The 21,916-nt window shown below is 66.7% G+C and carries 14 protein-coding genes and 1 tRNA gene; 7 read left to right on the forward strand and 8 right to left on the reverse strand.

Features of this window, described 5'->3' with window-relative positions:
- Positions 1-279 precede the first annotated feature (279 nt).
- Positions 280-480 carry a hypothetical protein gene (locus tag ACIQFX_RS09890; RefSeq protein ID WP_402460595.1) on the reverse strand — a complete coding sequence of 67 codons (201 nt, stop codon included), beginning with the start codon at positions 478-480 and terminating at the stop codon, positions 280-282.
- Here ACIQFX_RS09890 and ACIQFX_RS09895 point away from each other — a divergent pair.
- The 3 genes from ACIQFX_RS09895 (at position 479) to ACIQFX_RS09905 (ending at position 8,936) form a co-directional block, all read left to right on the forward strand.
- Entirely contained in the window at positions 479-7,897 is a 7,419-nt protein-coding gene (locus tag ACIQFX_RS09895) for a ricin-type beta-trefoil lectin domain protein (protein ID WP_402460597.1), read from the forward strand. The two genes, ACIQFX_RS09890 and ACIQFX_RS09895, sit on opposite strands and share 2 nt — an antisense overlap.
- The gene (locus ACIQFX_RS09900) at positions 7,891-8,139 is read left to right on the forward strand and encodes a hypothetical protein (RefSeq protein ID WP_402460600.1); all 249 of its coding nucleotides are present in this window, start codon (positions 7,891-7,893) and stop codon (positions 8,137-8,139) included. The genes ACIQFX_RS09895 and ACIQFX_RS09900 overlap by 7 nt, the downstream gene beginning before the upstream one ends.
- A gap of 359 nt (positions 8,140-8,498) precedes the next feature.
- Positions 8,499-8,936 carry a DUF4259 domain-containing protein gene (locus ACIQFX_RS09905; protein WP_402460602.1) on the forward strand — a complete coding sequence of 146 codons (438 nt, stop codon included), beginning with the start codon at positions 8,499-8,501 and terminating at the stop codon, positions 8,934-8,936.
- A gap of 75 nt (positions 8,937-9,011) precedes the next feature.
- Here ACIQFX_RS09905 and ACIQFX_RS09910 read toward each other — a convergent pair whose 3' ends face one another.
- The 3 genes from ACIQFX_RS09910 to ACIQFX_RS09920 form a co-directional block, all read right to left on the reverse strand.
- Entirely contained in the window at positions 9,012-9,206 is a 195-nt protein-coding gene (locus ACIQFX_RS09910; protein ID WP_402460605.1) for a hypothetical protein, read from the reverse strand.
- 165 nt (positions 9,207-9,371) lie between these two features.
- The gene (locus ACIQFX_RS09915) at positions 9,372-10,013 is read right to left on the reverse strand and encodes a hypothetical protein (protein ID WP_402460607.1); all 642 of its coding nucleotides are present in this window, start codon (positions 10,011-10,013) and stop codon (positions 9,372-9,374) included.
- Positions 10,014-10,245: 232 nt separating this feature from the next.
- Positions 10,246-10,554 carry a hypothetical protein gene (locus ACIQFX_RS09920; RefSeq protein ID WP_402460609.1) on the reverse strand — a complete coding sequence of 103 codons (309 nt, stop codon included), beginning with the start codon at positions 10,552-10,554 and terminating at the stop codon, positions 10,246-10,248.
- A 634-nt stretch (positions 10,555-11,188) separates the two neighbouring features.
- On the opposite strand from ACIQFX_RS09920, the gene tap reads away from it, so the two are divergent.
- Positions 11,189-13,414: a telomere-associated protein Tap gene (tap, locus tag ACIQFX_RS09925; RefSeq protein ID WP_402460611.1), complete on the forward strand. Its 2,226-nt coding sequence runs from the start codon at positions 11,189-11,191 to the stop codon at positions 13,412-13,414.
- Positions 13,415-13,424: 10 nt separating this feature from the next.
- A complete protein-coding gene (gene tpg / locus ACIQFX_RS09930; protein WP_402460613.1) occupies positions 13,425-13,985 on the forward strand; it encodes a telomere-protecting terminal protein Tpg in 561 nt (186 codons plus the stop codon).
- A 166-nt stretch (positions 13,986-14,151) separates the two neighbouring features.
- Here the strand turns inward: tpg and ACIQFX_RS09935 are convergent, their stop codons facing one another.
- On the reverse strand, positions 14,152-14,697 hold the full coding sequence (locus ACIQFX_RS09935) for an SMI1/KNR4 family protein (protein ID WP_402460614.1): 546 nt from the start codon (positions 14,695-14,697) through the stop codon (positions 14,152-14,154).
- A 6-nt stretch (positions 14,698-14,703) separates the two neighbouring features.
- Between ACIQFX_RS09935 and ACIQFX_RS09940 the strand changes: the two genes are divergently transcribed.
- Together ACIQFX_RS09940 and ACIQFX_RS09945 are read left to right on the forward strand one after the other, a co-directional pair.
- A complete protein-coding gene (locus tag ACIQFX_RS09940) occupies positions 14,704-15,786 on the forward strand; it encodes an RNA-binding protein (protein ID WP_402460616.1) in 1,083 nt (360 codons plus the stop codon).
- 107 nt (positions 15,787-15,893) lie between these two features.
- Positions 15,894-15,967 (forward strand) — tRNA-Met (locus tag ACIQFX_RS09945).
- Between the two features lie 471 nt (positions 15,968-16,438).
- Here the strand turns inward: ACIQFX_RS09945 and ACIQFX_RS09950 are convergent.
- From ACIQFX_RS09950 to ACIQFX_RS09960, 3 genes are all read right to left on the reverse strand, one after another.
- The gene (locus ACIQFX_RS09950; protein WP_402460618.1) at positions 16,439-18,061 is read right to left on the reverse strand and encodes a serine/threonine protein kinase; all 1,623 of its coding nucleotides are present in this window, start codon (positions 18,059-18,061) and stop codon (positions 16,439-16,441) included.
- A 218-nt stretch (positions 18,062-18,279) separates the two neighbouring features.
- Complete coding sequence (locus tag ACIQFX_RS09955; protein ID WP_402460620.1) at positions 18,280-20,028, reverse strand: UvrD-helicase domain-containing protein; 1,749 nt, start codon at positions 20,026-20,028, stop codon at positions 18,280-18,282.
- The gene (locus ACIQFX_RS09960) at positions 20,025-21,887 is read right to left on the reverse strand and encodes an ATP-dependent nuclease (RefSeq protein ID WP_402460622.1); all 1,863 of its coding nucleotides are present in this window, start codon (positions 21,885-21,887) and stop codon (positions 20,025-20,027) included. The genes ACIQFX_RS09955 and ACIQFX_RS09960 overlap by 4 nt, the downstream gene beginning before the upstream one ends.
- Positions 21,888-21,916: the final 29 nt, after the last annotated feature.

Below are 21,916 nucleotides of genomic sequence, written 5' to 3' on the forward strand. Positions count from 1 at the left end.
TCCATGAGTCCCTTCCCCCCTGGGCACCGGGAAACCGCCATGCCCTGGAAATTCCTGCTGCGCACACACGAGTGCCAGCAGAGCATGGCGCATCTTCACGCTTTCGTCATACCCCCGCCTTTTCTCGCACCGGAGGGAACCAGCAGACTCCGTCAGCGCTCTTACCAGCTGTGATGCGCCATCAAGAGGGCGACGTAAAGCCCTAATCGGTCATATCAACCCGCGGGGGTGTCCCTATGTCGCAATCGCTGGATTGATCACTTGCGCCGTGAATGACCATCAGCGCAGTAGATTATTTCCATATTCATCTTTCGCGTGAATAGCTCCGCATTCGAATTCAAATGCGCAGTGACGAGTGTCACCTTCCGGGAAGTGTTGTGGATTTCCCGTGACGATTTCCCGCACAATCACGTGAATATTTGATGGGTTTTCCCTGCGGCCGGCCTTGCCGAGCACGCGGCGGAAGTGGGGGTTCTGCATGTCCTGGTCCCGTTCGGGATGGCCGCTGCGCACGCCTGGCCACCAGGCACGGCGCGCCGCGCGACGCGCGGGCGTCACGGTCTCGGCACTGCTGGCGATATCACTGCTGCCGTCCCAGGCGTTCGCCGCTCCGCCGCCGGAGGACCCGGTGCCCCACGCCGTCCAGCTCCCCGATCTGCAGGAGACGGCCAACGCGGACCCGGACGCGGTCAAGGCCGAAGAACTCAGCAGCTGGAAGGGCGACCCCGTAGAGCCCCCGGCCGAGTACATCCCCACCGAGACCACCCCGCCGGCGCCGGACAACGACACGGTCGATCTCGGGCAGGCGGCAGGGCAGATGAAGCCTGTCGGAGACCTCCCCGTGAAACTCGGCCAGGCCACCGCACTCGAAGGCGAGCCGCAGCCCCCGGCCCCCACCGGGACGTGGGCCGTCAAGATCGAGGCGCAGACGGCGAAGGACAAAGCCGGCGTCGACGCTGCGGTCATCAGCGTCACGCCGCCGCCCACCGGCTCGACCCCCATCGATGTGGAGCTCGACTACCGCAAGTTCGCCGACCTGTTCGGCACCGAGTGGGTCTCCCGACTCCGCATGGTCCAGCTGCCCGAGTGCTTCCTGGAAACCCCCGACCTCGACGAGTGCTCGACCCCCATCGACGTGCCGAGCGTGAACGACGCCGGCGCCGACACCGTCACCGCCACCATCGACCCGGCCGACGTCCCCACGCAAGGACTGTCCACCCAGGCCGGCGGCGGCACGAGCGTCCTGGTGGCCACCGACTCCGGGGCCGGCGCCGCCGGCTCCTACAAGGCCTCCTCGCTCGCCCCCTCCGGCTCCTGGACGGCCGGCGGCAGCGGCGGCGGGTTCACCTGGACCTACCCGCTCTCCGTCCCCGCACCCCCCGCCGGCCCGGCACCCAAGATCAGCTTCACCTACTCCTCCCAGGCCGTCGACGGCAAGACCTCCGTCGCCAACGCCCAGGCCTCCTGGATCGGAGACGGCTGGGACTACCACCCCGGCTTCGTCGAGCGCCGCTACCGCACCTGCTCCGAGGACCGCAAGGACAGCCCCAGCAGCCCCAACAACGACAACGCCACCGACAAGAAGAAGTCCGACCTCTGCTGGGCCAGCGACAACCTCGTCCTGTCCCTCGGCGGCAGCACCACCGAACTCGTCCACGACGCCGACGGCCGCTGGGTCTCCGCCAACGACGACGGCGCGAAGATCGAATACAAGGACAAGAACGGCACCACCAAGACCGGCGGCAAGCAGACCGGCGCCTACGACGGCGAGTACTGGCAAGTCACCACCCGCGACGGCACCCGCTACCACTTCGGCCGCAACGACGTGGACGGCACCACAGGCACCCGGCCCGAAACCCGCTCGACCTTCACCGCCCCCGTGGCCGGAAACCACACCGGCGAGCCCTGCCACCAGGCCACCTACGCGGCCTCCTTCTGCAAGCAGGCATGGCGCTGGAACCTCGACTACGTCGAGGACGTCCACGGCAACGCCATGATCATCGACTGGTTCCCCGAAACCAACCGCTACGCCCAGAACGGCAAGTACAAGCAGGCCAAGGAGTACATCCGCGGCGGCTACCCCACCCAGATCCTCTACGGCCTGCGCAGCGACAACCTCACCGGTGCTCCCGCAGGCAAGGTCGAGTTCAAGGTCGACGAACGCTGCATCAGGGAAGGTGCCATCTCCTGCAGCGACACCGAGTTCGAGTCGACGAACTACGAGGACAAGCAGCCCTGGTGGGACACCCCCGCCACCCTCCACTGCAAGACCAGTGCGACCAACTGCTACGTCACCTCACCCACCTTCTGGACCAAGGGACGACTGATCGCAGTCCGCACCCACGGCCAGCGCACCCCCGGCTCCACCGCTCTGTCCCTGGTCGACACCTGGGACCTGGCACAGTCGTTCCCCAAGCAGCGCACCGACACCCACCCACCGCTGTGGCTGGAGTCCATCACCCGGACCGGCTACGCGGCGGACGGCACCACCAGTGACCTGCCGGCCGTCACCTTCCTGGCCAACCAGGTCGACATGCCCAACCGTGTCGCCACCAGCTCCCAGGACCCCACCCCCGACTTCGACCGGCTGCGCGTGGAGACCATCCGCACCGAGACGGGCGGGGAGATCTACGTCGACTACTCCGCCCCCTGCCCCGTCGGCGCCACCCACCCCGCGCCCGAGGCCAACACCTCGCGCTGCTTCCCGGTCCACTGGTCACCCGACCCGGACCTCGAGAAGCCCAAGACCGAGTGGTTCAACAAGTACGTCGTCGACCGCGTCATCGAAAAGGACCGCGTCGCACGCCAGAAAGACGTCGTCACCACCTACACCTACCCCGACGACGGCGCGGCTTGGGCCAAGGACACCGACGAGTTCTCCAAGCCCGAACTGCGCACCTACAGCCAGTGGCGCGGCTACGCCGAAGTGACCGTCACCCACGGCGAGACCGCGAACACCGGCACGTCCACGGCCACCGAGCAGTCCAAGACCGTCACCCGCTACTTCCGCGGCATGTCCCAGGACGCCAACCGCCCCGCCGTCTTGGTCAAGGACTCCACCGGTACCCAGACCCTCGGCGAAGACCTCCCCGCCTACCAGGGCCAAGCCGCCGAGACGATCACCTACACCCGCGCGGACAACGGCACCGTCCACGCCCGCGCACTGTCCTGGCCCTATGCCAAGGAAACCGCCACCCGCGTGCGCGGCGACGGCCTGCCTGACCTGAAGGCCTACCGCACCGGCATCCTCACCACCGAGAGCATCCAGGAACTCGGCGCCGGCGAGACCCGCAAGGTCCGCACCGAGAACACCTACGACGAGACCTACGGGCTCCCCGAGAGCGTCTACACCTACGTGACCGGCGCCGACGGCACGATCTCCGACGAGGCATGCAGCACCACCGAGTACGTGCACAACACCACCGCGCATCTCATCGGCCTGCCCTCTCACACCCGCAGCATCACCGGCCGCTGCCAGATCGCCGGCTCGTACACGGACCGCATCATCAGCGAGACCCGCACCTCCTACGACGCCACGGCCGCCTTCGGCACCGCCCCCGTCAAGGGCCTGCCGCGCCAGGTCGACACCATCGCCGCGGACGGCACCAACTGGATCACCTCCGTCCGAACCGAGTACGACGAGCTGGGGCGCGCGGTCAAGGTCACCGACGCCAAGGACAACGCCAGCACGACCACGTACGTCCCTGACAAGGGGCCGGCGTTCCAGATCACCACCACTAACGCCGCCACCCACTCCGTCACCACGGCATTCGATCCCGGGCGCGGGACCCCGCTGTCCGTCACCGACCCCAACGGGCGGAAGACCACCAGCGCCTACGACGAACTGGGCCGCGTCATCAAGGTCTGGTCGGCCTCACGCAACCCCGACACCACCACCCCGTCTGTCCAGTTCGACTACCAGCTCGCTGACAACAAGATCCCCGCGGTCACCACCAAGACCCTGCGCGATGACGGCACCTACGAGTCATCCGTCGCGCTCTACGACGGCCTCATGCGCCCGCGCCAGACTCAGAGCGAGGCCCTCGGCGGCGGACGCATTGTCACCGACACGCAGTACAACTCCAGTGGCACCGTCAGCGAGACGAGCAACGCCTACCTCGCCCGCAGTGAGCCCACCACGGAGCTCTTCACCCCGGTCACCGTCTTCGAGGTCCCCAGCTCGACGAACACGGCCTACGACGGGCTCGGCCGCCCTGTCCGGGTGACCACGCTGAAGAACGACGTCGCCCAGCACACTGCGACCACGCAGTACGGCGCCGACTGGACCCTCACCCGCACCGGCATGTCAGCGAACGGCTCGACGCCGCTCTCGGGTAGCCGCGCCGCGAAGACCACGACCGACGCGCTCGGCCGCACGGTCAAGGTCGAGCACTACACCACCACCGACCTCGGTGCGCCCATCACCACGACCTATCGCTATGACCCGCGCGGCAAGCTCGCCGAGGTCACTGACGCCCAGGGCAATGCCTGGACCTACACCTACGACGTCCGCGGCCGGCTGAGCGCATCCAAGGACCCCGACACGGGTGAGTCCTCCTTCGGCTACGACATCCTCGACCGCCAGATCTGGTCGAGGGACAACAGCCTGCGCGAACAGCACACCCTCTACGACAACCTGGGCCGCACCACCGAACTCCACGACGACTCCGCCACCGGGCCCCTCGTCACCAAGTGGACCTACGACACCCTGCCCGGAGCCAAGGGCTACCCCGTCGCCTCCACCCAGTACAAGCAGGGCGCCGCCTACACCAGCGAAGTCACCGGCTACGACACCGAATACCGCCACACCGGCACCAAGGTCACCATCCCGTCCACCGTGGACACCGCCGGCCTTTCCGGCACCTACACCTACGGCTACACCTACACCTCCACCGGAAAACTCCAGACCACGACCCTGCCGGCCACTCCCGCCGGTCTCACCGCCGAAAAACTCATCACCCGCTACAACGCCGACGGCGCTCCGGTGACCACCTCGGGCCTCGCCTGGTACACCTCCGGCACCGTCTACGGCCCCCTCGGCCAGGTCCTGCGCACCACCTCGGGGCAGTCCCCTCGCCGTGTGTGGACCAGCAACATCTACGACGATTTCACCGGCCAGCTCTCTGAAGCCGAGAGCCAGCGCGAGGCCACGATCCCCTACGCTCACATCTCCACTCTCACCTACGGCTACGACACCGTCGGCAACGTCACCTCCATCAAGGACCTGCAGACCACCGTCACCACCGCCGGCGGACAGCAGACCCAGTCGCAGGCGACGGATCAGCAGTGTTTCGCCTACGACCCCATGGGCCGCCTCGTCCACGCCTGGACCGGCCAGACCGGCTGCCCGACCGCCACCACCGCACCGGGCGCGGGCCCCAGCCAGACCCAGCTCTCCGCCGGCATCGACGGCGGCGGCTACTGGCACCAGTACGAGTTCGACTCCATCGGCAACCGGACCAAACTCACCGCCCGCGACCTGACCGACCCGACGCTGAACGACACCTACACCTACGGCTACGGCAAAACGGTCAGCAACAACGGCACCCAGGCACCCACCACGGCACAGCCGCACACCCTCACCAGCATCGACTCCACCACCAACGCCCCCGGATCCACGGTCCAGGCCATCTCCACGCTCAAGTCCGACGACCTCGGCAACACCTACGAGCGCATGACGGGCGGCGACACCCAGACCCTGAACTGGGACCGCCGCAACAAGCTCACCTCCGTCACCGGCTTCGGCAACGGCCAAGGCCCCCTGGTCAACCCCTCCGGCAAATGCCTGGACCTGCGCAGCGGAAACAAGACCACCGGCACACCCATCCAGCTCTACACCTGCAACGGCACCACACCACAGCAGTGGAAGCTGACCGAAGGAGCCCTCCAGGTCCTCGGCAAGTGCGCCACGGTCTCCGCCACCAACCTCGTCATCGCCCCCTGCGACGGCCGCCCCGAACAGCAGCTCACCCACAACCCCGACGACGACTCGCTCCGCAACCCGGCCACCAACACCTGCGTTGTCGTCCCCAACGCCGAATACACCGACGGCAAGGCACTCCAGCTCGCCGCCTGCAACCAGCAGAACTCGCAGAAGTGGCGTTTGGGTAACGCCACCAGCTACCTCTACGACTCCGCCGGCAACCGCCTCATCGAGACCACCGACACCACCCGCACCCTCTACCTCCCCGACGCCCAGATCACCGTCACCACCACCGGCACCCCCCTGCGAGCCGAGCGCTACTACAACCACCCCGGCGCCCCCACCACCGTCCGCACCACTCTCGGCTCCACCACCGGCCACAAACTCACCGTCCTGCTTACCGACCACCACGACACCCCCCTCACCGCCATCGAGCAGACCGACGGCCAGCCCCTCACCCGCCGCGCCTTCGACCCCTACGGCAACCCCCGCGGCACCCAGCCCGTCAAATGGCCCGGCCGCCAGACCTTCGTCGGCACCGGCACCGACGACCCCACCACCGGCCTCACCCACATCGGCGCCCGCGAATACGACCCCACCACAGGCCGCTTCCTCTCCGCCGACCCCCTCATCGACCTCACCGACCCGCTCCAAATGAATGGGTACACCTACGCCAACGGCACCCCCGTCTCCCTCACCGATCCGAGCGGACTCGCAGCGTGCCGCACGCCTGACGAGTGCGGAGGCGGCACGCAATACGGAAATAACACCCCCACGACCAACAGTGAGGGCCTTCCACTCAACGACTCCTCCTGGGGCTGCAACGGCTGCGACAACGACAGCTACAACGGCAGCTGGTGGTCTACAAGCGGTTACAGCGGGTCGGGGACGGGTCCGGAGATCGTCCCCGGGTACATCTCGGTGCTCCCCGGAATTCATGTGCCCAAGACGTGGTCCGATGCCTCCGCGTTCGCAATGCAGCTGCACAAGCAGCTCCAGACCAGCTATTGCGCCGAGATGTGCGTAGTGAAGTGGTACACCGATCCCGTAGACGAGGATCAGAGGTCCGACTACTACGACTTGCTGGCCCGCGAGAAATGGCATGCCTGCACTCAAGCGAACAGTTTCCGGTGCCCCAGGGTGGTGTCGAGTAACAGTGAATTCCTGGCGTCGGGTATTGCGCTGGGCTCCGGAGAAAGCCCCGGCGGGAGCCTCAATGGTCCCGGAGGTAGGAGCCGGGCGGGATCTCCATGCACACGCAATAGCTTCATAGCGGGCACGGAAGTCCTCATGGCTGACGGCACTACCAAGCCGATCGAGGACATCAAGGTCGGCGAGGCAGTGTTGGCCACACACCCCGAGACGGGTGAAACCGAGGCGAAGAAGGTCACCGCCACCATCTTCACCGCAGGCGACAAGGCCTATGTCGACCTCACCGTCACCACTGACAGCGGCAGAGGTTCTGTCACCGCCACTGCCCACCACCCCTTCTGGGTGGAATCCGAACACGCGTGGCTTGACGCTAACGACCTCAAGCCGGGCATGACCCTACGCACCGACCGAGGATCCATCTCCACGGTCCAGGTCGTCCGCAGCTACACGGCAACACAGAGCACCTACAACCTCACCATCGCAGGCCTTCACACGTACTATGTGCTGGCTGGGGCCACTCCGGTCCTTGTGCACAATTCTGGCGGCTACACGCCTCCACCCTCCGATAAGAATCTTCCCGGTTTCCCCGAAGCGAAATACGTTGGCAAGGGATCCCCGAAAAAGGGTGGTGGCTATCGAGCTCGCTGGTCCCTGCCGGACGGTCGGATTCTTGAGTGGGATTCCGCGCACGGTACGATCGAAATGTGGACCAATGGGAAGAAGAATGCCAAGCATATGGGGGAGTTTGATCCGAATTCAGGAAATCAGCTCCCTGGTAATAAGGGAAAGCCGGTACCCGGGCGCACGCTGGGAGCATGTTGATGTCTAAATGGGTGATCGAAGAGTTCGACCGCGAGTCGGGTCGACTGATGAGTCGGCATGACCTCGCAGGTTTTTCGGACGCCGATGCGCGATCTTTGCTGCGGGTGACTGATCTCGGGCGTGGGGATCTCTATGATATCTTCGGAGATCCTCTCGTGGAGATATCAGTTCGATTCGGATTGCCCGTATCTCCGGGAGAGTTTGAATATCTGCTCGGGCGCGAGTCTCCTGATCCTTCCTGAGTAGGTGGCCGGGCGTCGCGCCCTGGCGCAACGTAAACGGCGACGACGGATGGCGTATTGTTGGTGGGGAGTGCTGGCTCCTTGATTCTGCAGCCCAGCCATCTGTGACAGCGGATTCCCGGAGAGTCAAGAACTTTGGGAAATCCCGTCATCCACGTCAGCTACCCCGCGCTCCCGCTGGCAGGCCACCCGGGGAACCAACCCGCCGCCATGACCAAGCCATCCACATGTATTGACTATTGCTCCAGATGTACGGACGCGCCGGCTTCAAGCTCCTGCGCAAGCGGGTGCTGCTTGCCTCGTGACCTCGTTGTCGGTGGTTAGTGCGACGATCCCCAGACGGCCATGCAAGGAGAGATATGGGCACCTGGGATACCGGCCCCTTCGGCAACGACACCGCCGCCGACTTCTGCGGTGATCTGGACGAGGCAGCGCGGGAAGAACGCGAACCCATGATCCGCGGCGTGCTCGTACGCGCCGCCAGCCCCGCGGACTTCCTCGGTATCTACGACGGCGAGCGGGCAGTGGCCGCAGCTGCCCTGGTCGTCGCCCAGCATCCTGACGGCGAGTCGGCGTGTTTGAACTATGGCCCGTCAGAGCTGCTACCGGAGTTGCCCGCAGACCTTCGAATGCTCGCCGTCGACGCCCTGGACCAAGTGGTCTCCGACCGGTCTGAACTCGCCGAACAGTGGGCCGAAGCTGCGAACTGGTCGAAGTGGCGTCAGGAGATCACCCGCCTCCGCGACGTCCTTGACCCTCCGATCCCGCCACAAGAGGAAGCCCTCTTCGAGATCTAATCGGTTACCCAAAGTCACAGACCGCAGAACTTGAGCCAGAAGCGGTTCTTCGTGAACAAAGCCATGCCGTCGAGTTCACGGTTTCAGTTGTCGGTTCCTCACGGTTTTCACCGACAGACCAGCAGCGGCAGCGATATCCCGGACCGTCTGCCCTTGACTGCGAAGGCGACGGATCTCTGCTCCGTCGAAGCCAGGAGCACGCCGGTTCACTTGCTTCGTCTGATCGCTGGTGCGTCGTTCGCCCTCAGGGATGAGGCGCACGATCGTCATGCACGACACCCCCTCGGCACGGGCAATGCTCGATGCGGACTCGCCGGCACGGTACCGCTTCAGGGCCTGCGCATGAGAGATCTGCAGCGCTGATCGACGCACGAGGATGCGGCGTTGAGGCTTCGGCCGCTGAGCTGCCAACGGCTTCGATGGAGACCGCCCGCGTCACTCGTCATCCGGGATCCGCCGGCGGATGACCGTCTGCGACACAGCGAAGGCTTTGGCAAGGCTGTAGGCACTCTCGCCGTTGCGATACCGCTGACGGATCTCCCTGTCAGGCAGATCGTGCGGGCCCCGGCGCTGTGCGGGAGAGAGCAGCCCACGGGGACGGGTCACGCCCTGAGGGATCCGCCGCCGGATGGTCGAGGGGTGAACGCCGTAACGCACCCCCAGAGCAGTGAGCGACTCGCCGGCCTCATAGCGCTCGATGATCTCCCTTTCAGGCAGACGGTCAGCGACACGTCTGCCGATCAGCGACGCGGTAACGCTGCGGGAGCGCCGCAGTTGCTGGGGGAGCCGCGACCACACCATGGACGTGGTGATGCCAAGAGTGGACGCGACTTCAGCGCCGGACATGCCTGATCGGTACAGCCGGATGACCTCGCCGCGGAGCTCCTCTGCCTCTGAGGTTTCCGACCGGTTCTTGTTGCGCTGCCGGGCGGCCTCGACCGCGCTTCGCCGTTCCCCAGGCGGAAGCTGCTGCTGCACAGTGTTCTTGCTGATCCCCAGCTCCATGGCCACTGCGCGAATACTGATGCCTTCTCGATACCGACGCCTGATGAGGCCGGCGACTTCGGCCGTGACCATCTCCCGCTCCCTCGCCTTGACCACCAGGCCAACGAGGAATAGCGGCCTGAGGTTGCTCGGCGCACCACCCCATGTCCGGTTCGGGCGGAGGTTGCGGTGCGGGGTGTGGGTGACCAGCGGGGCGACGGGTGGGTCTTCACAGAGCGGGCCGTGGTTGTGTAGACCTACCTTGCGGATTCGACGGCCGACCGCTCGTCTGGCCACCGGTGGCAACAGGCGGGACCTGGTCGCCTCAGGAGTCCGTGGTCAAAAGGTCCTTACGCCGTTTTCTGGTGGAGCGGGCCACCTGGCGACGCTCATGGGTGCACCCGTGGGGGTGGAGCCGGGGGTTGAGGCAGGTGTCGCGCTCGTAATCGTCCGCCTCCCATGCCTCCTTCACATACTGAGGGGTGAGTCGGGGATCGCTGGAGTCCTGTTCGGTGATGGCCGAGCTGAGGAGGCTGGCGATCCCGTCGGTGAGACTGGTGACGTCTTCGTAGTCGGCTTCCTCCTCGCGGTGCTTGGAGAAGGCCAGGAAACCTGCCCCTAGCGCAACCGCCACGCCTACGACCGCACCCGCCTTGCCAGTAACCCCGAGCCCGTTCCATCTCTCAGTGAGGCGCTGACGTAGGGGTCTGCCGCCGCCTTCTGGTACCGGGGCGGAAGGGTCAGGATCATCGCTCGCAGGGCGGGGTGTCTCGTCCGACTCTGCCATCTGATAAGTCGTCCTCTCTGCTAGCGGAACCGGCAGTCTAGATGCTGGTGGCCTCGCGCTACCCGGATTCGTCGGGCCGGGCTCCGCTGGTGGCTACCAGCGACGCGGCGACTCCCAACGTGGCCCCAAAGGCCAAGGACGTGCCATGCACTCGTAGCCGGAGGGCGCACGCAGCCAGGGGCGGCTGGCGCCCGGGCCACCGGTACAGCCGGTATATCGAGCTTCTCCCAGCACCGGCCCGTGCGACCTACCTGCGGATCCGGCGGACAGCGGCGCATCCGGCCGCCGTTTCGCGTCCGAAGCCTCGGAACCCCGCAAGGTAGCTCGTCCTTCCGCAAGGTTCGCCTTCACGGGGCACCGCAGGTCGCCGGATCTCGAACCTTCTCAGCCACCCCTCGGCGAGATATGTACGCAGTCCGTACGGTCAATGTGCGCTATCCGTACGGTTCGTAGGGGTAGTGTGTTGGTCAGGAGGTGTTCCATGTCTGAGTTGTTCGATGCGGTCGACGCACTGGTCGCGTCCCGTGCACCGCTGCCGTCGCCGGAAGAGCGCAAGCGACTGCGCACCGCGCACGGCCTGACCCTGGACGAGGTGGCCGCTGCTCTGCGGGTGCGCCGGGCGACGGTCAGCGGTTGGGAATCCAGGACCGAGCCCCGGGGGCCGGAACGCGAGGCGTATGCCCGGCTGCTCAAGCAACTCGCGGAGCTCTACCCCACCCCTACCAACATGGCCGAACCGGCAAAGGACACGACTCCGACCACGTTCACCGGCACGCACGCCCCGGCCACGGAAGCCGAACCTCTGCCCGCGGAAAAGCTGGCCGACGCGACGACCTCCGAGAACGCCCAGCCCCGCACGGCCACCCCTCCGGTAGCCGCGTTCCGTCCGGCGCGCACCACCGGCCCGCCGCCGACAACACGCCGCCCGGGCGGAAAGACCGCCCCGGCGAAAACCCTGGCCGCAGGTACAGGCCCGCAGTTCGAGAACGGCCCCCTCGCGGTCATCGACGTCACCGGCGAGGGCCAGGTCCTCGCGTACGGCGTCGGCGGCCTGGTCCTGGACGTGCCCGCGAAGACGCTGCCCGCCCTGGTGCAGTGGACACTAGCGGAGGCGAAATTCGGTGCGGAGCGACTGAACGGGTCGGGCAAGGACGCCGACCCGCTCCTCGTCCTCACCCGCGCCGCGCTCGAGCGCTTCGGCCTGCCCGCCGAGCTGACCGACGAAGAGCGCCTCGCTGGACGGCTGCCGGACAGCCACAGGGTGATCGCCCAGCTGACCCGGGCGGAGTGGCAGCTGACAAGGCGCGGCCTAGGCCCGTGGGCGCGGATCTACCGCCCGGCCCAGGGCGGCCGCCGCGCCTGCGTGCAGCTGTGCATCCCTTCGTGGAACGCACTCGACACCCGCAGTTGGGGCCACGCCGCAGACCTTCCCCCGGCCGAACTCGCCGCCGTTCTCGGTACGTACGCCACGCGGGTCCTGACGCCACGCGGATCGACCGCAGTGACCGGCCTGGAACTCATGACCGCCCTGCACCCCCCGACCCGCGCCTCCGCCCCGGACGAGACAGGCAAGCGGCACAGCATCCACAACCCCGGCTCCCTGGGCAAGGACCCGATGGACCCGGCCCCGTGCGAGGCGACCGACGGCCACCCCGTCCTCGCCCACCTGCCACGCTTCCACGTCCGCGGCCCCGACGAGAAACTCTTCGAAGAGGCATACGACTGGGCACGCCCGCTCACCGACGACGAGTGCATGCGCCGCCACCTGGTCGGCATCGACGTGAACATGGCCTTCGCCGCCGGCGCCAACGGCGCCGTCGTCGGCCTCGCCACCCCACCGGTCCACGTCACCAACCCCGCCTTCGACCCGAAGACACCCGGGTCATGGCTCGTCGACCTCTCCCACGTCGATCTGTCCCGCGTGAAGGTCGGCAAGGAATGGCGAACTCTCGACGGCGAACTGCTGCCGAGCCCGTTCACCCCAACCGGGGAACGCCCCACCGGCCCGGCCTGGTACGCCACCCCGACCGTCTCCTACGCGCAGGAACTGGGCTACGACGTCGCCCCCCTCGAAGCGTGGATCCGCCCGGAGTCGGGCCGCTACCTCGACGACTGGTACAAGCGGCTCCGCGACGCGTACGTGACGACCATGGCTGACCTGGGCGTCGACGAGAAGGCGACCCCGGCCGAGTTCCTGGCGTCGATGGACGGCTACAAGCGACGCGACCCGGCAATGGCGATCGTCCTGGACGCGGTCAAGTCGACGGTGAAAAACGGCATCGGGAAGTTCCAGGAGAAAGCACGCGGCGCTGGCTGGCGCCCGGGGCAGCCCTGGCCGGCCCTCGCCAGGCCGACCTGGCGGCCGGACATCCGGGCCGTGATCATCTCCCGCGCCCGGATCAACATGCACCGCAAGATGGTGTCTCTCGCCGCCGCCACCGGCCGCTACCCGGTCGCGGTCCTGTCCGACTGCGCTGTCTACGCCGCCGACGGCCCCTCCCCGCTCGACGTCCTGCCCTACGACGATGCCGGCAAGACCGTGCCCGGATCCTTCCGGCTCGGCGTCTCCCCGGGAATGGTCAAGCACGAAGGCACCCAGACGACACTGTGGGCCGAGGAAATCCGCGAACAGACCGAGGCTCCCGAGCTCAACCTGGCCCGCTATATCAAGACCGGCGAGACCACCGCCGCCGACACCGGAGAGTAGAAGACAGGCGATGACGAAGTCGGTCGGCGAAGGCCTCGACAAGGCACTGGAACAGGTGGTCACGCGCCCGGCGCCCAAGAGCGCGGGCGCGCGGATGCGCTTCCTGGTCAAGCAGCTGAAAGGCACCAAGGCCGTCGCCCAGACACTCGGGATCTCCCAGAGCACCGTCGAGCGGTACGTGACGAACCAGATCAAGAAGCCCCGCCCCGACCTCGCGGACCGCATGGCCCGCGAGGTGAAAAAGCGGTGGCAACCCCAGGTGAAGGCGAAGGCCAAGAAAGCCGCCGGAACCAGCAACGGCATCGTCATCGACGTCCAGGCCCGCCTCGGCTACAGCGCTCCGGCCGGCACCACCGACGAGGCCCGCGAGCGTCACCTCACCGTGGCCCTCCCACCCCGCTACGCCGAGCGCCTGTTCACCGCCCGAGACCAGGGCGACTCCGACGCCGCCCTTCAGCAGATCGCCGCTGAAGGGCTCAAGGAGGTGTACTTCCAGCAGCTCGGCACCCGCGCCGGGAGCCTGGAGCAAGTACACATGCTCGACGTCCAGAACATTGAGTTCGGCCTCTGACGGCAGCGGAGAGCGTGCCTGGTATTCAACTCCTATGACTGAGCAGCTCGATTGGCCAGTGGAATGCTGTGTGGAAGTTCACGTAATTCCTCAGCCGAGGAGTCAAATTCCCCACGTATAGGTTCGAGCCGGAACCCCGTCCGCATCGGGTCTGTGTGGGCAGTGGTCAGTCCCACCAGCCGTCGCCGGCGTGCCAGCGTTGCATCCATTCCAGGAAGCCGACCGCCTCCAGCATCAGATAGGGGTAGGCGCCGACTTCGGTGAGCAGCCAGACCTTGCCTCGCTGGGGTCCGGTTACGACCAGGACCCAGTAGGAGGAGCCGTCGTCGGTGCCGAGCACGATGGAGCCGTGGTTGTAGACGTCGGCGACGCGCTCGTGATGCCCATCGGCGAGGGGTTTACCTTCCCAGGCCCAGGTCTCCTGAAGGGGGAACGGGGCGGCGGGATTGCGGTCGGTTCCGTACGGCCAGTCCGGCGGGAGCCAGCCCAGAGGTAGGAGGCCGCCATCCTCCAGCGGTCCGAGGGACGCCCCGTTGGCGATCTCGGAGATCAGAGTCCGGTACGGCTCCGGAAGCACGACCCCGTGCTCGGATTCCCACGCCGAGACGCCCTCGTGCCCCAGTGCCGGCTCGCGCCACTCTGCCTCAATGGCGGAGCGCAGGAACTCCAGAGTGTCCTCGGCAGGGCACTGATCAGGTGATGTGGCTGTCACAGCAGCATGCTTGCAGATGGGACCGATAAGGCCGCTGAGAGGCCATCGGACTCGAATGAGCGCGACGACTGGCACCGCCAGCCGACGGGTGAGCCGCCGAACTACGCTGGCAGCTCTTCCGACCGCACAGGGAGCAGCGTGCCGCCGTCCTTCGTCCACCGGATCACCAAGTACGACCCCGTCGACCGTGATGAGCGCGGTCACTACACCGGCACTGAGGACACGGTCAGTGACCACGGGCCGGTCGAAGCGGCGTACCTGGCGGCGATCGCCGCCTTCGCGGAGTCCTCGGGTGTCGACCGGCTGGAGATCCGCGAGCCCGAGGTCACCGGCTTCGTCCATTTCGGCCTGGAGCCGCCGGTCGAGGGGCATGGCCTCGGCGGGCTGTTCCCGCCAGACCTCATCGGATACCACGACGGGGCCGAGGTCTCCCTTCCAGCCGCGCTTGAGCTTGTCCGGGTCATGCTCCGTGACCACGGTGCCTGGTGCCGCCTGGAGGCGAGCAACGTGTTCACCGTGCACGTCGGGTGGGACCAGTACGTGTACGTGGGCAGCGACCGGCTCTGCGCGGACGCCGTGACCCGTACACGCGAACTCGGCCTCTTCCCAGAAGCCATGCCGGCCTCTCCCTACGCGGCGCAGCTTGACGAACCGGGAGTGACAGAGGTCGCCGACGAGGATTTCTGGGAGCGCGTGCGCACGACGCTGGACTCGCGACAGACGGCGCTCCTGGAGGAGGCCTACGTCCGCAACGCCGCACGCTGGCACCGCCTCACGGCGGAGAACCTCGACGCGGTGCGCGCAGGTCTCAGCCCGCGTGCCCTTGTGACCGTCTGGCCCGACCTGACTCCCGATGTCGGCGCGGTCCTCGCCGCGCTGCCGGAGGACGGATCCGTGGAGTTCGTCTGGGAGGCGCAGGACGGGACGATCAGCCACGCGGTCGTCGACGACACCGAGTACCAGGAGCTCGCCGCCCTGGTGGCCGGTGCGCGGGCGGCCTGTGCCCTGCCCATGTACCTCGACGAACGCCACCCGTTGCATTACGCCGCCCTGCCTGACAGCGACGGTGTGCTGCGCGCCCGATGGTGATCTTCGTCGACATGCTGCGCCCGCCCGCATCGGCCGTTTCGCATGAGTCTGATGAAAGCGGCCTGGTCTTGAGAGTGCCGTGGGTGGCGTAGTGTTGCGCTTAACGACGCGGGGTGGAGCAGCTCGGTAGCTCGCTGGGCTCATAACCCAGAGGTCGCAGGTTCAAATCCTGTCCCCGCTACTGAAAAGGCATGAGGCCCGGATCCTGCGGATCCGGGCCTCATGCCTGCTGCTCCTGGCGAGCGCCTTTATTCGTGGCTGCGGCTGAGGGGTGCGCGATGTGGTGTCGGGGTCAGCTGAGTGTCACGGGTTGCTTGGACGTCCTGATCCGGTCTGCCAACCAGGTGTCCGTGGTGAGGCGATCTGACGATTTGAACGCGCGGTTCCTGTGAGTCGTCACGGGTGTTCTGGTCGGTGATCTCGCTGCGTAGGCGCTCATCAGCGGATGAGTCGGCCTCTCTGCGCCCGACTGCGGCATCGAAGATCCAGGTAAGGCAGTCGGCGCTCACGACCGTGCTTCGACGCGCGACGACTCTGTCGAGGCGCCCGTCATGGGACTACCCGTCGATGATGGGCCCGGCAGCGCATCGGTCAGCAGGGCGACTTCGTTGTGTACGAGGCGCGCGTCTTCCCGGCTCTTGAACGCAGGCTGTCAGACTCGGCAGTTCATACCGTTGGTGACTTCGCGGTAGTTGGCGATCACAGGACTTGCCATGGATTCCCGGTAGATGACGACGACCCGTCCGTAGGGCCAGTTGATATCGGTGCGTAGTTTGTCGTTGCCGCGGGAGCAGCCGGTGAACATCATGCTGCGCTCGAGGTCGGTGTAGTCGCCGCCGTTCTTCTCTGCCGTCAATGAAGGGCCGGCAGTGAGAAACATGGTCTGGGCCTCAGGGTTGAACGTCACCTGCACACCCTCGGACAGTCCCCATTCGTCGCGGAGGAAGGCCTTGAGGTCCTCGTTGATGGCGGTAGCGATGCCCCGTTCGGAGGCGGTCATGGCGTCACGAGCGGCCGACCATTCCCCGAGGGTGGGCTCGGCGTAGTCGCTGCGTGTGTAGGCCGGCTGCGGCTCGGCCGTCGGCATAGCGACAGCGGGCGTGCTGACCGCGACGACCGCAGGTCCTGTGCTCGTCGGCGGTACAGAAACGTCAGCGGGAGCAGCAGCGGCAGAGGAAGAAGGTGATGAAGACAGGGCAGCGGATGTGCTGGCGGGCGCAGCGGCGGTCGACGGCGCCTGCCGTTCCCGGACTGTGGACGCGTAGACGGCAGCGGCAGCGATGCTGAGAGCACCGACCGCCGTAGCGGCGATGATGCTGTATCTGCGGGCCCGGCCACTGGGCCGGGGCGTCGGCCAGATGTCCGCATGCATGGGCGGCGGGCTCCAGCGCTCGGTGACCAGACCGTCGACCAGCGTGTGTGCCGAATCATGCCGTGGCAGAACATGCGTGCTCGCATGCCCGAGGAGCTCGATACATTCCTTGCTCAGAGACTGTGCGGTGGGCCGGTCGCCTGCTTCCTTCGACATCGCACTCGTCACGATGCGTGCGAGGTCCTCAGGCAGACCGGTGAGGTCGGGGTCCTGCGACATCACACGGAAGGCGACGGTGTCCGGGGCCCCGGTTCCGAACGGGTGGCGGCCGGTTCCGGCGTAGGCGACAAGCGCGCCCCAGGCGAAGACGTCGGACTCCGGGCCGGCGTCGCCAGTGCGGTACTGCTCGGGACTGATCCAGCCCGGGGTCCCGGTCAGCATGCCGGTACGGGTCACTGAGGTTCCGTCGAAGGCGTGCGCGATACCGAAGTCGAGCAGACGCGGACCGCTGGGGGAGAGGATTACGTTGCCTGGCTTGATGTCACGGTGGATCACACCGGCCTCGTGGACCGACGCCAACGCGGCGGCGGTGCCGGTGGCCAGCGCGTGCAGCATTACCCCCTGGAGAGGGCCGTGCGCGGATATGTGCTGTTGGAGCGTGGGGCCCGGTATGTAGGGCGTGGCGAGCCACGGATGCTCAGCATCGCAGTCCGCTGCTATCACCGGTACGAGACACGGCCCGCTCACCCTGCTTGTCAGGGCTACCTCACGACGGAACCGGGCGCGGAACTCCTCGTCGCCGGTCTGAGAGGGGCGGATGACCTTCACCGCCAGACGGTTGCCGCTGGTGTCCAAGGCAGCATGGACGGTACCCATCCCTCCGGTACCCAGACGGCCCACTATCCGGTACGGGCCGACAAGAGCCGGGTCGCCGGGAAGTACGGGGAGGATGCGGGCAGTCACGTCGGTTCCCTCTCAGGCCGGGCATCTGGCGATGGATCCTACGTGCTGGTCTTCAGCGGAGAAGTACCACCCCACTTTCTTCGTTGGCGCGGGATTGATCACGCCGCGGACTTGCCCAGCAGGAGATCCTGCTCCGGCATAGAACCGGCCCGTTGGCCTCGCACAGCGGCCCGCCCATCTCACGAGCACTCAGGCGCCTGCGGACAGGGGGAGTCCTGCTATCCGATCCGCGCTGGAACGGCATGCTGGCACAGCAATTGGGCCAGGCCCTCGACCTCCTCCTCGGACACCGCCAGCGCAGCCAGGCGCCGGGCTCTGGTCACTGCGACGTACCAGATGCGCAGGAGCTCGTCGGTTGCCGGATCGCCCTGTGCCCAGCGCTGCACGCTTCCGTTGTCGGGCAGCATCAGCATGACGGCGTCGGCTTCGTCGCCTTTGAGCTGATGGACGATGTTGGTGCGCACCGCTGTGGCCTTGACCGGTCGGGCAATGACGGGCTTTCCCGCAAGGCGGCCCTTTGTGCCCTGCGGTGCGGCATCAGGCGGGGCGGGCCATGCCTTCATCGCCTGCCATACGTCGGTGGCCCACTCTTTGTGGGGCGGGGGAAGACTGTGGAGGAATGAGAAGGCAGTGCGGTTGGCCTGCTGTAGCGGCAGCCGGTGCGTGGCGCTGAGTCTTTCCGGGCTGCCGGTCTCTTCGGGGAACCAGTATCCGAACAGCACACGCAGCGCGACCGCGCAGGCTCGGATGAGTTCGCTGCTGGTAGCTCCCTCGGTGTGGGCTACGGTGCGTGCCCAGGCCAAGTGGGTGATCTGGTTGCTGTTCGGCTTTTCTCGCGTGATCCCGGGGAGCGTGGCGTACTTGTGGGCGGTCACCAGGCAGTCCTCGACCTTGATGCCGTACTCCTGGGCGATGTCGCGGAACACCTCGACGATTCCGCTGTTGCCCGGGGCATGCCGGTGGTTGCTGCCAGAGCCGGCGAACCGGGTCGGCAGGATGACAACAGGGATGTCGTCGTCTTTGACCACGGCTGTGTCAGGTGCCCGGTTGCCGGCACGCAGGGTGCTTGCCAGGCGGCAGATGACGGGGGAGCTGCGCCAGTTCCCGGTCAAAGGCGCCGCGACGGGGTTCAGCTTGGCAGCGAAGCGCTGGAGTGAGGCCGGCTGGGCTCCACGCCAGGCGTAGATGGCCTGATCGGGGTCGCCGACCAGCACGAGCGGAAGCCCGGCATCGTGCAGCAGCTCGAGTACCACGAGGTCTGCGGTAGAGCAGTCCTGCGCCTCGTCAACGACCACCTCGGCGAACCGGGAGAGCAACGGCGGCAGTAGACGGTCCGCCTGCTGCGGGTTCCGCAAGTTCCACAGAGCCAGGATGCGTGCCTCATGGCCAGTGAAGTAGCCCTTCTGGCACCACGATTTACGGGTGCTCAAGACTGCTGCCAGCCACGCATCGCGATCGTAGGCGCTGTCGTCGAGCAGCCGCTGCGTGTCGTGGTCGATCTTGTCCCAGGCGATTGCTTCCTGGGCAGGTATGGGAACGGGATCCAGGGTCAGGTGGAAGCGGTGAAGAGGGATCTCACGGTCCAGGCCCTGCACTGGGGCCTTGACGTTCGCCCAGGACTCCAGCAGCCGTACAGGAGGCTGTGTCGGACGTAGCGGCTTGACCAAGAACTCCCACAAGAACGAATCCAGCGTGCCGACGAAGTGAGGCGCGTGCAGCAGATCGGTGCGGCCGGCCTGGCGACAGCGCTGCGCCATCTGATCGCGCGCCACCCGTGTGAACGAGATCAGCGCCCGTCCCTGCCGCAGCAGCCGTGGCGGCGACTGCAAGTGCCTCAGGGCGATCACGTGTGTCTTGCCGGCCCCAGGACAGGCCGGCACATACGCCGGAGCCGGTGTCTGCACAGCGAGTAGCTGCTGTGCCTCAGCCGCGGTGCGCGGACCATCTGCAGCCTCGTCCGGCGTCACGCCGCACCGTCCGGCGCGGCGATGAATCCAATCGCTTCTGTCAGGTAGGTCGGAACCGTGAACGGGACCGACTGGTCGTTCAGTACATCCGCCAGCTCCTGGGCGAAGCGCCCCTTGGATATGGGAGTCCCCTTGATCGGCTTCCCATCGAGGCCGAGGACCTTCCTGGACTCCTTCGGGATGAACAGTTCCCCGAAGGCAACAGCAGGATCGGCTGTCTTCACGACCTGGTCCCAGCGGTCCTGCGACAGGGGCGCGCATCGTAGAAACGCCGCCCGCAGAGCCTGCTCGTTGCCTGACAACCACAGCGCCGGCTCCAGGGTCCGCGGCGCGGCGGCCACGTGCAGCTGCCCGGGTGACGACCACGTGGCGTGCAGGTCACGCAGCTTCGTGAGTCGTTCCGGCTCCGGGTTGTCGGGGGCGACGTCGGTGTCGGTGATCACAGCAACCCGACGTCCGAGACACACCTCGTCGACGGGGTACAGCAGGACCCGCAAGTACACATCGAAACCGACACCGTCCACGATCACCCGGGTCGTTCCGAAGAACCGCTCGAGCGCTTCGAAGGCCTCCTTCCTCACGTCGTAGCTCGCGCCATCGTCGGCGGCGAGCACACGCTCAGCGAGCGCGGGAAGCAGCAGTAGCTCGGAGATCCCTTCCACCAGAACCGCCCGGGGAGAGAGCAGCAGGGCGCTCTTGGTCGCATCCAGGTACCTGTCCAGATGCTTCGACTGCCGCTGGGTGAGCCCCAGACGGTGTACAGGAAGTGGTCGTGTCTGCCAGCCGCCGATCTTGCCGGGGCAGCGAGTCATGATGACCACGTCCTCGACGCTGGCCGCGGCCGAAAGAACGGGGGAGTGGGTGGTCACCAGCACCTGCAGGTGACCCGCCGGCTCCGTCGGGTCCTCCGGAACCCTTATACGCGACTCACGGGCACGACGCTGCAGATAGCGCAGCAGCAGTGTCTGCAGTTGCGGGTGTAGGTGAGCCTCAGGCTCCTCCACCAGCAGCACGGTCAGATCAGCCTCAGCAGCGGTGTCCAGTTCCGCCATCACCGTGGCGATGAACAACGTGTTGGCGTAGCCCAGCCCAGAGGCGGAAAGAGGGAATGCCTCGGACCCGGAATCGCCCAGCAGCATACGCAGTGACCGGGCGATCGACTCGAACGTCGGGTCAGCGGGCGTCAGTTCACTGTGCTGCGGATGCGTTCCCGCAGTCAGCTCTTCCAAAGGACCGTTGATCTGCCTACTCACCGCCGCGACGGACTCGTCCGTCGCTACCTTCTTCAGCTCCGTCCCGATGCGCTCGACAAACGCCTCGACCTGCTCCTTGTCGCCCAGCAGCCCACGCAGGATCAGCCGCACCCGGTCCCCGCCTGCCGACGCCAGCTCCCGCTCCGCATCTCGCAGCGCCGGTAGATACACATGCCGCACCCCACCACGTGCAGGAGGCTCGCCAGTCACCGGGTGCCCAGCCCCTTGCACCCAAGCGGTGTTGCCGCGGCGAGCGTTTCCCTGAGGCGAGGTGTACGACACCTGCCATCGCGCGGTCCGACCCTCTGAGCCCTCGGTAGGCACCAACGCTTCGAGATAGGCACCACTGTGCTCCGGGCTGATGCCGGACACCTCGAGCTGAAGGGCCGGTCCGCCCAGATGGGCGGCGGCCTTCAGGATGTCCGACTCCTCGAAGTACCGTGACCGCCGCCCATCCAGCGGATCAGAGAGTAGACGCAGCGCATCGACCATCGTGGTCTTGCCCGCGTTGTTCTCGCCCACGAGAACCGTCACCTCTGGACGCAGAGGTATCCGCACCTCCTCACACGACCGGAACCTCTCTATGAGCACCTCGGATACGTGCACACCCGCCCCTATTTCCTGAACAGCGCAGA

The organism is Streptomyces sp. NPDC093089, from assembly GCF_044754405.1.
GTDB lineage: Bacteria > Actinomycetota > Actinomycetes > Streptomycetales > Streptomycetaceae > Streptomyces.